The following is a 12,758-nucleotide window of genomic DNA, read 5'->3' as shown; positions in this document are numbered from 1 at the left end:
TTCCAATTAGCTGAAATACCGGAAGTCGTGACCGTCTTCAATCCGCAACAGCGACTCGTAGATGAGCTTAGTCACGTTTTCCACATCGTCCTTATGAACTGTCTCCACCGTCGTGTGCATGTATTTCAACGGCAACGAAATCAAGGCCGAAGCCACGCCCGAACCAGAATAAGCAAACGCATCAGTATCAGTACCCGTGGCGCGGGTAGCGGCGGCGCGCTGGAACGGAATTTCCGTGTCCTCGGCGGTTTTGATGATGAGGTCGCGCAGATTGTTCTGCACGGCCGGGCCGTAGGTAATCACCGGACCCTTGCCGCACGAAATGTCGCCGGCCGTCTTCTTGTCATACATCGGCGACTGACTGTCGTGCGTCACGTCGGTAATAATGGCCACGTCGGGATTGATGCGGTGCGCAATCATTTCGGCGCCGCGTAGGCCGATTTCCTCCTGCACGGCGTTCACCACGTAGAGGCCAAAGGGCAGGGTTTTGCCGTTTTCCTTCAACATGCGGGCCACCTCGGCTATCATGAAGCCACCCACGCGGTTATCCAGCGCCCGTCCTACGTAAAACCGCTCGTTCAGCACCGTAAACTCGTCCTCAAACGTGACGACTGACCCGACGTGAATGCCCATCTCGGCCACCTCGTCGGCACTGCTCGCGCCGCAGTCCAGAAACACGGTTTCGATGGTCGGCGCCTTGTCCTGCTCCACCTTGCGCACGTGGATGGCGGGCCAGCCGAACACCGCCTTCACGATGCCTTTGCTGGTGTGAATATTCACCCGTTTGCTAGGCGCCACCAGCGGGTCAGAACCACCGTTGCGGCGCAGGTAAAGGTAGCCTTCCTTCGTGATGTAATTCACGAAGTAGGAAATCTCATCGGCGTGAGCCTCAATAACTACCTTATATTTCGCCTCGGGATTAATAACGCCCACGACGGTACCGTAGGTGTCCACGAAATACTCGTCGATGTAGGGCTTAATGTAATCCAGCCACAGCTTCTGGCCTTCTTTCTCGAAGCCGGTGGGCGAAGGGTTGTTGAGGTATTTTTGAAGAAACTCGAAGGATTCAGGACGCATGACGAAAAAAGAAATTTACTTACTACCAACCAGCGAGCGGATAATTATTCCCGCCGCCAGCAAAATACCGCCGCCCCACAGCCAGTAGCGACTGGCTTTCTGCGGGTCGTCTACATCGGGGTTGTCGGCGGCGCCGTGCCAGTCGCCACTGAACAATGAGCCCAGCGTAACTATCAGCCACAGACCTGCCAGCAGCCAGCGCCCAACTTTGAAGCGCAGCAACAGCCCCACCAGCAAAGCAATAACTCCTAATCCAGAAAGAATATCGCTAGTGGTCTGCCAGTTCATCGAAGCTTACAGCGGAATGTTGCCGTGCTTCTTACGAGGCAAGGTGTCCACTTTGTTTTCCAGCATCTTGAAGGCGCGAATCAGCTTCTGCCGCGTTTGCGAAGGCAGAATTACCTCATCCACAAAGCCGCGGTGGGCGGCGCGGTAGGGCGTGGCGAATTTTTCCTGGTACTCGTCCACCTTCTCCTGTAGCTTGGCCTCAGGGTTTTCCGCCGTTGCAATTTCGCGCTTGAAAATGATTTCGGCCGCGCCCTTGGCGCCCATTACCGCGATTTCGGCCGTCGGCCAGGCGTAGTTCATGTCAGCCCCAATGTGCTTGGAATTCATCACGTCATACGCCCCCCCGTAGGCCTTGCGGGTGATGACGGTGATGCGCGGCACGGTGGCTTCGCAGAAGGCGTAGAGCAACTTGGCGCCGTTGGTGATGATGCCGCGCCACTCCTGGTCGGTGCCGGGCAGGAAGCCGGGCACGTCTTCCAGCACCAGCAGCGGGATGTTGAATGAGTCGCAGAAGCGCACGAAACGCGCCGCCTTGGTGCTGGCATTAATGTCGAGCACGCCGGCCAGCACGGCCGGCTGGTTGCCCACGATACCAATGCTGCGGCCCGCCAGCCGCGCAAAGCCCACCACGATGTTCTCGGCAAAGTTCTGATGCACTTCCATGAATGAATCAGTATCGATGATGCCTTCGATGACTTCGCGGATGTCGTAGGGTTGGTTGGCGTTGTCGGGAATCAGGGTGTCAAGCACCGGGCGGCTTTCGTCGCCGCTGGCCTCGTAGGGCTGAGCGGGAGCGGTTTCCTCGCAGTTCTGGGGCATATAGCTCAGCAACTGCTTAAGCTGCTGAATGCAGGCCACCTCATTAGCAGCGGTGAAGTGCGTCACGCCGCTCTTGGCCGAGTGGGTGCTGGCGCCGCCCAATTCCTCGCTGGTCACTTCCTCGTGGGTCACGGTTTTCACCACGTTCGGGCCGGTCACGAACATATAGCTCGTATTCTCCACCATCAGAATAAAGTCCGTGATGGCCGGCGAATACACCGCCCCGCCCGCGCACGGCCCCATGATGGCCGACAGTTGCGGTACCACACCGCTGGCCAGGGTATTCTTGTAAAAGATGTCGGCGTAGCCGCCCAAACTCACCACGCCTTCCTGAATGCGCGCCCCGCCCGAGTCGTTCAGCCCAATCACCGGCGCCCCGTTCTTCATCGCCAAATCCATGATTTTGACGATTTTCTCGGCGTGTGTCTCGCTCAGCGAGCCGCCAAACACCGTGAAATCCTGCGAGAAAACGTACACCAGCCGGCCGCCGATGGTGCCGTAGCCCGTCACCACGCCGTCGCCGAGATAATACTCCTTATCCAGTCCAAAGTCCTTGGCCCGGTGCATCACAAACTTGCCGATTTCCTCAAACGAGCCCTCATCCATCAGCAGGTCAATCCGTTCGCGAGCGGTGAGCTTACCTTTCTTGTGCTGGGCATCGATGCGGGCCTGGCCGCCACCCAGCAGGGCTTCGGCGTTTTTACGGGCTAAAAGGTCGGTTTTGGAAGTGGCGACTTGGGCGTTGGGGTCAGACATTGCGGGTGGGAAAGTTACGCGGGCATCAGCTTGCGCCGAATGGAAAACGTCGGGAAAGATTAAGGTACCAAAGGTAAGAACTACGGCCGCGTTGCGAACACAAAAAAGCCGGCCGCTTTGCAGCGACCGGCTTTTCATTTCACGCACAAGCTAAAGCAGGTGCTCCGTCAGACTACTTCTTCTCGTCGTCGGCCGGTTTTTCGGCTGGCCGCTCGTCGCTAGTCAGGTTCGGCTTTTCGTCGCTCTTGCTCACCGAGAAGATGAGTTCCTCCTTGCCTTCCTCGTAGTCGGCGGTGATGACGTCGCCGTGCAGCACCTGGGCCTTGAGGATTTCCTCGGCAATCGGGTCTTCGATGTACTTCTGGATGGCGCGGTTCAGCGGGCGGGCGCCGTATTTCGGGTCGTAGCCCTTGTCGGCCACGAAGTCCTTGGCTTTCTCGGTGAGTTCCACCTTGTAGCCAAGGGCTTGCACGCGGCTGAACAGCTTGCGCAGGCTGATGTCGATGATTTTGTGGATGTCTTTTTTCTCCAGCGAGTTGAAGACAATCACGTCGTCCAAACGGTTGAGGAACTCGGGCGAGAAGGTTTTGCGCAACGCATTCGTGATGGTACTCTTCGTCAGCTCGTCCATGTTCTCCTGCCGGGCCTTCGTGCCAAAGCCGATACCAGCGCCGAAGTCGGCCAAATCACGCGCCCCGATGTTCGAGGTCATGATGATGATGGTGTTGCGGAAGTCCACCTTGCGGCCGAGGCCGTCGGTCAGAATACCGTCGTCCAGCACCTGCAGCAGCAGGTTATACACGTCGGGGTGAGCCTTTTCGATTTCATCGAGCAGGATAACCGAGTAAGGCTTGCGGCGGATTTTCTCCGTCAGCTGCCCACCTTCTTCGTAGCCCACGTAGCCGGGAGGCGCGCCCACGAGGCGCGACACGCTGAATTTCTCCATGTACTCCGACATATCGACGCGCACCAGCGAGTCTTCCTTGTCGAAGAGGTAGGTAGCCAGCACTTTAGCCAGCTCCGTCTTACCCACGCCCGTCGGGCCGAGGAACACGAACGAGCCAATCGGCTTCTTGGGGTCCTTGAGGCCCACGCGAGTGCGCTGAATGGCTTTCACGAGTTGGGCAATGGCCTTGTCCTGGCCGATTACCTTGCCTTTCAGCTCCTCGCCCATCTTGAGTAGCTTTTCGCCTTCGTTCTGGGCCACGCGCGAAACGGGGATGCCGGTCATCATGGCAATAACCTCGGCCACATTCTCCTCTTTCACCGTGTAGCGCTTCTTCTTGGTTTCCTCTTCCCAGCTCTTTTTAGCCGTTTCGAGTTGTTCCAGCAGCTTCTTCTCGGTGTCGCGGAGCTTGGCGGCTTCCTCGTATTTCTGCGATTTCACCACGCGGTTTTTCTCCGTCTTGATGTCCTCAATCTGGCCTTCCAGCGTCAGGATATCCTCGGGCACCACGATGTTGTTGATGTGCACACGGGCCCCGGCTTCGTCCAGAATGTCAATGGCTTTGTCGGGCAGGAACCGGTCGCTCATGTACCGGTCACTCAGCAGTACGCACTGCTCAATGGCCTTATCGGTGTACACCACATGGTGGTGGTCCTGGTACTTGTCCTTGATGTTGTGCAGGATTTCAATGGTCTCCTCCGGCGTGGTGGGGTCCACCATCACCATTTGGAAACGACGGGCCAGCGCGCCATCTTTCTCGATGTACTGGCGGTACTCATCCAGCGTGGTGGCGCCGATGCATTGAATCTCGCCCCGGGCCAAGGCCGGCTTGAACATGTTCGAAGCATCGAGCGAGCCCGAAGCGCCGCCGGCGCCCACGATGGTGTGCAGCTCATCGATGAACAGAATCACGTCGGGCGACTTTTCCAGCTCGTTCATCACGGCCTTCATGCGCTCCTCAAACTGGCCGCGGTACTTGGTACCCGCCACCAGCGAGGCTAAGTCCAAAGTCACCACGCGCTTGTTGAACAGCACGCGGCTCACCTTTTTCTGGATGATGCGCAGGGCCAGGCCCTCGGCAATGGCGGTTTTACCCACGCCGGGCTCACCGATGAGGATGGGGTTATTTTTCTTGCGGCGGCTCAGGATTTGAGCCACGCGTTCGATTTCTTTTTCGCGGCCCACGATGGGGTCGAGCTTGTCTTCCTCGGCCAGCTTGGTGAGGTCGCGGCCGAAGTTATCGAGCACCGGGGTGCGCGACTTCTCGCCCGATTTGCGGGGGGCACCGCCCTGGGCACCCTGGCCCTGGCCGCGGCTGGGGCCGCCCTGGCCGCCGCCAAAGAGGCGGTCGTTGTCGTCGTCGTCGGTGTCGGGCGTCCGGCCCTGGGGCTGACTACCGGCCGTGCCGTGGTAGTCGAGCGAATCGCGCACAGTTTCGTAGTTCACGTTGAATTTGCTCAGGATTTGGGAAGAAATGTTGTCCTCGTCGCGCAGAATCGAGAGGAGCAGGTGTTCGGTGCCGATGATTTCGGACTTAAAGATTTTGGCTTCCAGATAAGTGATTTTCAGCACCTTCTCCGTTTGCTTGGTGAGCGGAATGGAGCCGGTGATGCTGGTGCCCTGGGTGGCGGTATTGCGGGTGGCCTGTTCGAGGGAGAATTTCAGCTCGTCCATGGCCACGCCTAGCTTACGCAGCAAGCCGAGCGCGGTTCCCTCGCCCTCCCGAATCATACCGAGAAGAAGGTGTTCGGTGCCGATGTAATCGTGGCCAAGCCGGATGGCCTCCTCCCGGCTCAGGGAAATCACCTCCTTGACGCGGTTTGAGAATTTAGCTTCCATGCGGATAAACGTAGTAAGAAAAAAGGATTGCCCCGCAACCGGACAGAAAAATAATTGCGGGTTGGGCCGGGTTAGCTTGAAAACAAGCTGGTTCGGGCGAAGGTTCGGAATGCAGTACAGGCTTTCGCGGGTACTGGTTTCGAACAGTCGTAAGCTGAAGCAAATGCTACAGTAAGTACTGGCTGGCCGCAGGGCCTTGCGAAAAAAGCAAATCCAGTACGCTTAGGCCCGGTTCAAAACCTGGGCCAAATACCTGCGGGTAGGGTCGGAGCGTCAGAGTGTCAGGTTCAGGATTTTTGGGTGTCAGCCAGTCGCGGCGGTCGAGCAAAGGTGTGGCGAGCAAATGAGGCGAAAATGAAGCCGGAAGCTGTTCGGCGAGCAGGGTGGCGGGATAATGCGCGAAGTACTCATCGGTGAAGGCGAGGGGGAGCGGCAGTCGAAAGCAGCGCAACAACAGGCGCAGAAAGCGCAGGTTGAGGTCGAAGAGCAGGACCGGTTTCTGCTGGTAGATGTCGTGCAGATAATCGGCGTAATACTCGAAGTACGGGCTGTTGCCGTACGCAGTTTGCAAGGTGCGCCAGTGGCGGTGAATCCAGTTCTGGCTGTAGTCGATTTCGAGGGCCGAGGTCTTGACCTTTTCGGAGCGGTTGCCATCCACGACGGGCACCGTGAGCGGTTGCACGCCCTGCGCCGTTTTGATGAGACAGCGGTTGCGGTAGGTTTGCTTGCGGTAGTGCTCCTGGGCCTCCAGCAGCAGGCCGTCGGCGCGCAGCAGTTCGGCGAAAAAGGTGACGGGCGGGTGGTAGTGAAGTTCAGATAGCAGGACCACAGATTGAACGGATTTTAACGGATGAAACGGATTTTTTGTGGGTCCGCAGTTCTAGCGAATTGCTTGCGAAAGAGCTTGGAGTTGGAGCAGCAAAGTAGAACCGCTGGCACGAAATTTCGATGATGGTCGATAAATCGCCAGGAGCTGCGGGTTGATGCAGCCGTTCTTGCCAGCTAATTTCCGCCCTAGTACCACGTAACTTCGTGGCTGGTGCCAAACCACAAAAAATCCGTTTCATCCGTTAAAATCTGTTCAATCTGTGGTCCGTTACTTACTGATGGTTTTTCTAGTGGCGATGGGCAGTTTGGCCCAGGCCCGGCCGCCCCAGATTTTTCTGGACGTAGCCCGTTTCCGCAACCTGAATCTGGTGGAAAAGGGGGCCGAGGTTGATATCTACATCACCGTGCCCACGCAGTCGCTCACCTACCGGCAGCGCGCCCCGAAGCAGTTTCAGTCGGCCGCCACGGTCACGCTGGAGGTGCTGAAAGCCGACGGCAAACCCGCCTACCGCGAGGTGATAACGCTAAAGCCACCGGTGATAAACGACACCACGATGGAAATCAAGAACCCGCAGAGCTTCCTGAAGCGCGTGCTGCTGCCCGACGGCAAATACACCCTGCGCGGCACCGTGCGCGACCAATACCGCACGGCCAACGGCGAAACCACCGTGGAGCAGCCGCTGGTGCTGGAAGCCCCGGCGGGCGTGTTCATGTCGGATATCGTGCTGCTGAGCAAGCCCGCCGCCAAAAACGGCGGCAGCGACAACTTCAGCCGCGGCGGCTACTCGCTGACGCGCACACCCATCGGCTTCTACGGTCGCGGGGCTGACAATCTGTTCTTCTACACCGAAGTGCATCAGGCTACGGCAGGTGAAGCCTTGACAATGCGCTACATTCTTACTGGCCCGAACAATTTCTCAACGACTTCTGAAGCCACGGTGACGGCCGCCGCTGGCAAGCCCACGCCAGTAGTAGGCCAGTTGCCAATGGGTACCCTGCCCGACGGCGAATACACGCTGTTGATTGAAGCTTACAGCGGCAAGAAGCTGCTGGCGGGCAAGCGCATCAAAGGCCAGCGTAAGCAACTAGAATACGTCCCGGCCGGGGCCAGCGCCCGATGAGAAACCGCACCATATCAGCCAATACGCAGCAGCGAGCGGCGCCTATCAAACCTTATTCCTGGTATTATAGACCCTTGCACTGGCTACTGATGGGCCTGGCTTATCTGCCCTACTCAGTCCTTTACCTACTGGCCGATTTTTTTTATGTGCTGCTGGTGTATGTGGTGCCCTACCGTAAAAAAGTGGTAGTCGAAAACCTTCGCAATTCTTTCCCCGAGAAAAGCGCAGCGGAAATCGAGCGCATTGCCAAGGGCTTCTACCGGCATTTTGCCGATGTAATCGTCGAGATTCTGAAGCTGGCCGCAATGTCGGACGCTGAGCTAAAGCGCCGCGTGATTTTCCGCAATCCCGAGGTGCTGGAGCGTTTCTTTGCGGAGGGCCGCATGGCCATTGGCCTGGCCTCGCACGCGGGCAATTGGGAATGGGTGCTCACTTCGGGGGCCATCTGGCTGTCGGCCGAAGTCGATGGCGTGTACAAACCGCTCAGTAACCCGTTCTTCGAGAGCTTTATGTGCGAGCTGCGCACCCGCACTGGCGCCGGCGTCATTCCCATGCGCGATACGCTGCGCGATATGGTGGAGCGCCGTGGCCAGCCCCGCGTGGTAAGCCTGCTTTCCGACCAAGCGGCGGGCCCGGAAGACCGGCCCTACTGGACCAGCTTCATGAACCAGGAGGCTGGCTTTTACACCAGCGCCGACCGGCTGGCGGCCAAATTTCAGGCGCCGGTGGTGTACGTGAGCATCCGCCGCTTACGGCGCGGATACTACGAAATCGTGCTTACCGAGCTTTACGATGGCATTGCACCCCTACCGGTCAAGGATTGCCCTATCACCGAGCAATTTGTGCGGCTGCTGGAGCAGGATATTCGCAATGCGCCCGAGCAATACCTCTGGACGCATCGGCGCTGGAAGCACAAGCGGAATAATGGTTAATGACTAATGGTGAGTGGTTAATGAGTTCTGGTGTTTATCAGAACTCATTAACCACTCACCATTAATCATTAACCATTAAAAAGATTACAGGTACTGCTCGATGTCGCCCGCGCCTTCGCGGATGAGCTCGAAGTCGTCGTTGGTGCAGTCGATGATGGTGCTGGGCACGTTGCCGCCGAAACCGCCGTCAATTACGAGGTCCACCATGAGGCGGTATTTCTCGAAAATCAGGTCGGGGTCGGTCACGTATTCTTCCAGCGTATTTTCATCTTCGCGCACCGAGGTGCTGACGATAGGATTACCAAACTCTTTGACAATCTGGGTGACAATCTGGTTGTCGGGCACCCGAATGCCGACCGTTTTACGCTTCACGCCGCCGTAGCGGGGAGCGTTGGGGTTGGCCTCGAAGATGAAGGTGAAGGGGCCGGGCAGTGCCTTCCGGATGACTTTGTAGGTGGGCGTGGTGATGCCGTGCGCGTAGTCGCTGATGTGCGAGAGGTCGGCGCAGATAAAGCTGAGGTTGGCTTTCTCGGGCTTCAGGTTTTTGATGCGGCAGAGGCGCTCCACGGCTTTCGTATTGTGAATATCGCAGCCGATACCATACACGGTATCAGTGGGGTAGATAATGATACCGCCTTTGCGCAGCACTTCGACGGCTTGGAGAATGCGGTTTTGCGGCGGGTTGTCGGGGTGGATGCGAAGGAGCGTGGCGGGCATATACTAAAAGGGGGGAAGTTAGAAACGTGAAAGTGCGCTGATTGACGGGCCGGCGCGGGGAAAGTTGCCTGCGCTGCACCTCAAAACGGCGGGCAAGGTACTACGCCCGGCGAAAACTACGCGAAAAACTTGCGGACGGCGGGCGAAAAGTCGGGGTAAAAATCAGTAGAATCACGCGGTTAGCTCGCCCTCAACAGTTGGACGGGGTGAACGGTTCGGCGCGCGGGCTGCTGACGTTCGTATTTTTGAGGCCGCGCTACAGTCGCCCCAATCTTTTTATGTCATCATCTGCCAAAAAGTCGCGCCCCGACTACAAAGCCAAAGCCCAGAGCCGCCGCAACCGCTACGCCGTCTTCTTCGCGACGTTCGGGCTTGGCCTCATCTGCTTCTCGTACTATTTCTATCAGATTTTCTTCACCTCCAATATCGAAACCAACGGCCGGCCGACCTATGTGCTCATCCGGCGTGGGCAGGACTGGCAGCAAGCCCTGAACAACGTGGAGAAAACCGGCGTGGTGGTGGACAAGCTCTCGCTGCGCTTCGTGGCCAAGCTCATGAAATACCCCGGGCACGTGAAGCCGGGCCGCTACCAACTCCAGGATGGCTACACCAACCGTCAGCTTATCAACGTGCTGAAGGCCGGTATTCAGTCGCCGCTGAAGCTGACGTTCACCAATGTGCGCCTGCGCCGCGAGCTGGCCGAAAAGCTCTCGAACCAGATTGACGCCCGCCCCCGCGAAATCGACTCGCTGCTACGCAGCCCCAGCTACGTCCGCAGCCTGGGTTTCGACACGGCTACGGTGATGACGATGTTCATTCCCAATACCTATGAGCTGTACTGGAACACCTCGGCCCAGAACCTCATGCAGCGCATGAAGAAGGAGTACGAGAAATTCTGGACGCCCGCCCGCGACGCTAAACGCGAGAAGCTCAAGCTGACCCGCGCCGAGGTAAGCACCCTGGCCAGCATCGTGGAGGCCGAGCAGCAGCAGCACGCCGACGAGCGGCCGCGCATCGCCGCCGTGTACCTCAACCGCATCCGGCGCGGCATGAAGCTACAGGCCGACCCCACCGTGGTGTATGCCAACGGCGATTTCAGCATCAAGCGCGTACTTAACGTACATCTGCAGAAAGATTCGCCTTACAACACCTATAAGTACGCCGGCCTGCCGCCCGGCCCCATCAACCTGCCCAGCATCAGCAGCATCGACGCGGTGCTGAACCCGGAGGAAAACAACTACCTATATTTCTGCGCTAAAGAGGATTTCAGCGGCTACCACGCCTTTGCTACCAACGAGGCCGGGCACCTGGTAAATGCGCGGCGCTACCAGGCGGCGCTGAACCGGGCAGGAATTTAATTTTAGCTGTTAGCTGAAAGCCACTAGCTGTTAGCCTGATTCTAGCAGTAAAAATCTAACGGCTAATAGCTTTCAGCTAGCACCTAAATAAAAATGTACCAGGCCGACATTCAAATCCGTGTGCGCTACGCCGAAACTGACCAGATGGGCTACGTCTATCATGGCAACTACGCGGCCTATTTCGAAGTAGCCCGTACTGAGGCGTTTCGGCAGCTTGGCATTCGCTACAAAGACATGGAGGCCGAGGGTGTAGGAATGCCGGTGGGCGAGTTGCGCACCAAGTTCCGCCGCCCGGCTCGCTACGACGACCTGTTGACCGTGCGCCTACTGCTGCGACAGCCGGCCGAAGGTTCGCGGGTACTCTTTGAATACGAGATTTATAACGAAGCCCGGGAGCTGCTGACCGAAGGCCACACGCTGATGGTGTTCGTAAACGCCAGCACCGGCCGGCCCGTGCCGATGCCGCCCAGCGTGCAGCAAAAGCTAGCTCCGTATTTCAGCGACGATGAGTTGGACAGCCCCGTAGCGCCCGCCCCCGGCTCCGTAGCCCCCGATGCGCCGGCGCCGGCGGCGTTTGGGAAGTGAATTAAAAACGATGAATTAAAAATTGGCTCCCAAGCCCAGCTTCACCTGATAAGCAGACTTAGCCGGAAAACGATTTTTAATTTTTAACTCAAATTTTTAATTCAAAAAAATGCACACCCCCACCCGCCGTTCCCGCTTCCCCGACGTGCGCAAGCAGCGCCCGTACCGGCGGGTTATCGTCGGGCTGAAGCGGTTTCGGCTGCCGGGCGGCGAGGCTTCGCTGTACGATGTGCTCGACCGGGTGATGCACGAGCTGCGGCTCGACTCGCTGGAAAAGCGGGCGGCCTACATGGCGTTTAACCTCACGGTGGCGCTGTTTCCGACCATCATTTTCCTGTTCACGCTCATTCCCTACATCCCGGTTCCGAACCTGAACGTGGACATCCTGCAGTTTCTGGCCGACTTCATGCCCAAGGAGCTATACGCCGCTACGGCCTCCACGATTGAGGATATTGTGAACATTCCGCACGGCGGCCTGCTGTCGTTCGGGTTTGGTACGGCCTTATTTCTCAGCTCCAACGGTATCATGGCGCTGCTCGATGCGTTTGAGAAGAAATATCCGTGGTTCAAGCACCGCAGCTATTTGCGTAAGCGTCTTATTGCTACCGCTCTCACTTTTGTACTGTCCCTGATACTCGTACTGGCCATTGTGGGCATCTTCTTTGGCACGTATATTATTGACGCGCTGGTATTTTACGAAATAGTCCCCGAGAAATTTACCGACCTGGTGATTTCGCTGGTGCGCTATGGCTCGCTACTGGGGCTGTTTTTATCCACCACCTGCGTCATTTATTACTTCGTGCCCCCGGTGCACGACAAATGGCCGCTGATATCAACCGGCGCGGTGGTGGCCACGCTGCTCATCTTCCTGGTGTCGTTTCTGTTCACGCTCTACGTGCGCATCTTCGACTCTTACAACCACTTCTACGGCTCCATCGGGGCGCTGGTGGGCTTCATGGTGTGGCTGGAATTCGTGTGCATGACCCTCATCATCGGCTTCGAGGTGAACGTGAGTATGGACGCCATGACCGGCCGGCTGCGGAAAACGACTGCCGCCTGAGCGTGCGTGAGCCGGTGCAGAAGCGGCTCTTGTGCCCGATTTTCTGCAAAAAAATACCGGCGGCCGCTTGCCAATTTGAAATTGCCCCGTACTTTTGCAGTCCCGAAACCACTCGGGGACCTACAGAGAGGTGGCAGAGTGGTCGAATGCGGCGGATTCGAAATCCGCTATACGGGCAACCGTATCGGGGGTTCGAATCCCTTCCTCTCTGCTAAAAAGGCTTTTCTGCGCTGGGAAAAGCCTTTTTTATTGACTGAATCAACCAGCGCAACACGCATAATTGACCCAGAGGAGTGGCAGAGTGGTCGATTGCGGCGGTCTTGAAAACCGTTGAGGGTTAAACCTCCGGGGGTTCGAATCCCTCCTCCTCTGCTGAGAAGCCCCATTTCCGGCCCGGAAATGGGGCTTTCTTTTTTCAGCCGCTCACTGGCA

11 protein-coding genes and 2 tRNA genes are annotated in these 12,758 nt (G+C 57.6%); 7 read left to right on the top strand and 6 right to left on the bottom strand.

Going from position 1 to position 12,758, the window contains the following annotated elements:
- Window positions 1-6: 6 nt before the first annotated feature.
- The 5 genes from Q5H93_RS04765 to Q5H93_RS04745 all read right to left on the bottom strand — a co-directional run bounded on the left by Q5H93_RS04765 (window position 7) and on the right by Q5H93_RS04745 (window position 6,554).
- Window positions 7-1,077: a M42 family metallopeptidase gene (locus Q5H93_RS04765; protein WP_305005354.1), complete on the bottom strand. Its 1,071-nt coding sequence runs from the start codon at window positions 1,075-1,077 to the stop codon at window positions 7-9.
- Window positions 1,078-1,092: 15 nt separating this feature from the next.
- A complete protein-coding gene (locus Q5H93_RS04760; protein WP_305005353.1) occupies window positions 1,093-1,365 on the bottom strand; it encodes a hypothetical protein in 273 nt (90 codons plus the stop codon).
- A gap of 6 nt (window positions 1,366-1,371) precedes the next feature.
- On the bottom strand, window positions 1,372-2,940 hold the full coding sequence (locus Q5H93_RS04755) for an acyl-CoA carboxylase subunit beta (protein WP_305005352.1): 1,569 nt from the start codon (window positions 2,938-2,940) through the stop codon (window positions 1,372-1,374).
- 172 nt (window positions 2,941-3,112) lie between these two features.
- Entirely contained in the window at window positions 3,113-5,725 is a 2,613-nt protein-coding gene (locus Q5H93_RS04750) for an ATP-dependent Clp protease ATP-binding subunit (RefSeq protein WP_305005351.1), read from the bottom strand.
- A gap of 166 nt (window positions 5,726-5,891) precedes the next feature.
- On the bottom strand, window positions 5,892-6,554 hold the full coding sequence (locus Q5H93_RS04745; protein WP_305005349.1) for a WbqC family protein: 663 nt from the start codon (window positions 6,552-6,554) through the stop codon (window positions 5,892-5,894).
- A 259-nt stretch (window positions 6,555-6,813) separates the two neighbouring features.
- Here Q5H93_RS04745 and Q5H93_RS04740 point away from each other — a divergent pair, with 259 nt between their 5' ends.
- Together Q5H93_RS04740 and Q5H93_RS04735 are read left to right on the top strand one after the other, a co-directional pair.
- Window positions 6,814-7,674: a hypothetical protein gene (locus Q5H93_RS04740; protein WP_305005348.1), complete on the top strand. Its 861-nt coding sequence runs from the start codon at window positions 6,814-6,816 to the stop codon at window positions 7,672-7,674.
- A gap of 74 nt (window positions 7,675-7,748) precedes the next feature.
- Window positions 7,749-8,606, top strand: a complete 858-nt coding sequence (locus Q5H93_RS04735) for a lysophospholipid acyltransferase family protein (protein ID WP_305005347.1) — start codon at window positions 7,749-7,751, stop codon at window positions 8,604-8,606.
- A gap of 84 nt (window positions 8,607-8,690) precedes the next feature.
- Here Q5H93_RS04735 and Q5H93_RS04730 read toward each other — a convergent pair whose 3' ends face one another.
- Window positions 8,691-9,323 carry an L-threonylcarbamoyladenylate synthase gene (locus Q5H93_RS04730; protein WP_305005346.1) on the bottom strand — a complete coding sequence of 211 codons (633 nt, stop codon included), beginning with the start codon at window positions 9,321-9,323 and terminating at the stop codon, window positions 8,691-8,693.
- Between the two features lie 278 nt (window positions 9,324-9,601).
- Here Q5H93_RS04730 and mltG point away from each other — a divergent pair, with 278 nt between their 5' ends.
- The 5 genes from mltG (at window position 9,602) to Q5H93_RS04705 (ending at window position 12,698) form a co-directional block, all read left to right on the top strand.
- Window positions 9,602-10,681: an endolytic transglycosylase MltG gene (gene mltG, locus Q5H93_RS04725; RefSeq protein ID WP_305005345.1), complete on the top strand. Its 1,080-nt coding sequence runs from the start codon at window positions 9,602-9,604 to the stop codon at window positions 10,679-10,681.
- A gap of 93 nt (window positions 10,682-10,774) precedes the next feature.
- Window positions 10,775-11,266: an acyl-CoA thioesterase gene (locus tag Q5H93_RS04720; RefSeq protein WP_305005344.1), complete on the top strand. Its 492-nt coding sequence runs from the start codon at window positions 10,775-10,777 to the stop codon at window positions 11,264-11,266.
- A 109-nt stretch (window positions 11,267-11,375) separates the two neighbouring features.
- Window positions 11,376-12,326, top strand: coding sequence for a YihY/virulence factor BrkB family protein (locus Q5H93_RS04715; RefSeq protein WP_305005343.1), 951 nt, complete (start codon window positions 11,376-11,378; stop codon window positions 12,324-12,326).
- A 124-nt stretch (window positions 12,327-12,450) separates the two neighbouring features.
- Window positions 12,451-12,537, top strand: a tRNA-Ser gene (locus tag Q5H93_RS04710).
- A 76-nt stretch (window positions 12,538-12,613) separates the two neighbouring features.
- Window positions 12,614-12,698 (top strand) — tRNA-Ser (locus tag Q5H93_RS04705).
- Window positions 12,699-12,758: the final 60 nt, after the last annotated feature.

The sequence above is a fragment of the Hymenobacter aranciens genome, from assembly GCF_030580865.1.
In the GTDB taxonomy this organism is placed as follows: domain Bacteria; phylum Bacteroidota; class Bacteroidia; order Cytophagales; family Hymenobacteraceae; genus Hymenobacter; species Hymenobacter aranciens.
The sequence above is the reverse complement of the archived record's forward strand: the minus strand, read 5'-3'. Positions and strand labels throughout refer to the sequence as shown.

Excerpts from the sequence above, each read along its gene's own strand:
- Q5H93_RS04765 (WP_305005354.1), bottom strand. The coding sequence starts at position 1,077 with ATGCGTCCTGAATCCTTCGAGTTTCTTCAAAAATACCTCAACAACCCT.
- Q5H93_RS04760 (WP_305005353.1), bottom strand. The coding sequence starts at position 1,365 with ATGAACTGGCAGACCACTAGCGATATTCTTTCTGGATTAGGAGTTATT.
- Q5H93_RS04755 (WP_305005352.1), bottom strand. The coding sequence starts at position 2,940 with ATGTCTGACCCCAACGCCCAAGTCGCCACTTCCAAAACCGACCTTTTA.
- Q5H93_RS04750 (WP_305005351.1), bottom strand. The coding sequence starts at position 5,725 with ATGGAAGCTAAATTCTCAAACCGCGTCAAGGAGGTGATTTCCCTGAGC.
- Q5H93_RS04730 (WP_305005346.1), bottom strand. The coding sequence starts at position 9,323 with ATGCCCGCCACGCTCCTTCGCATCCACCCCGACAACCCGCCGCAAAAC.
- mltG (WP_305005345.1), top strand. The coding sequence starts at position 9,602 with ATGTCATCATCTGCCAAAAAGTCGCGCCCCGACTACAAAGCCAAAGCC.
- Q5H93_RS04720 (WP_305005344.1), top strand. The coding sequence starts at position 10,775 with ATGTACCAGGCCGACATTCAAATCCGTGTGCGCTACGCCGAAACTGAC.
- Q5H93_RS04715 (WP_305005343.1), top strand. The coding sequence starts at position 11,376 with ATGCACACCCCCACCCGCCGTTCCCGCTTCCCCGACGTGCGCAAGCAG.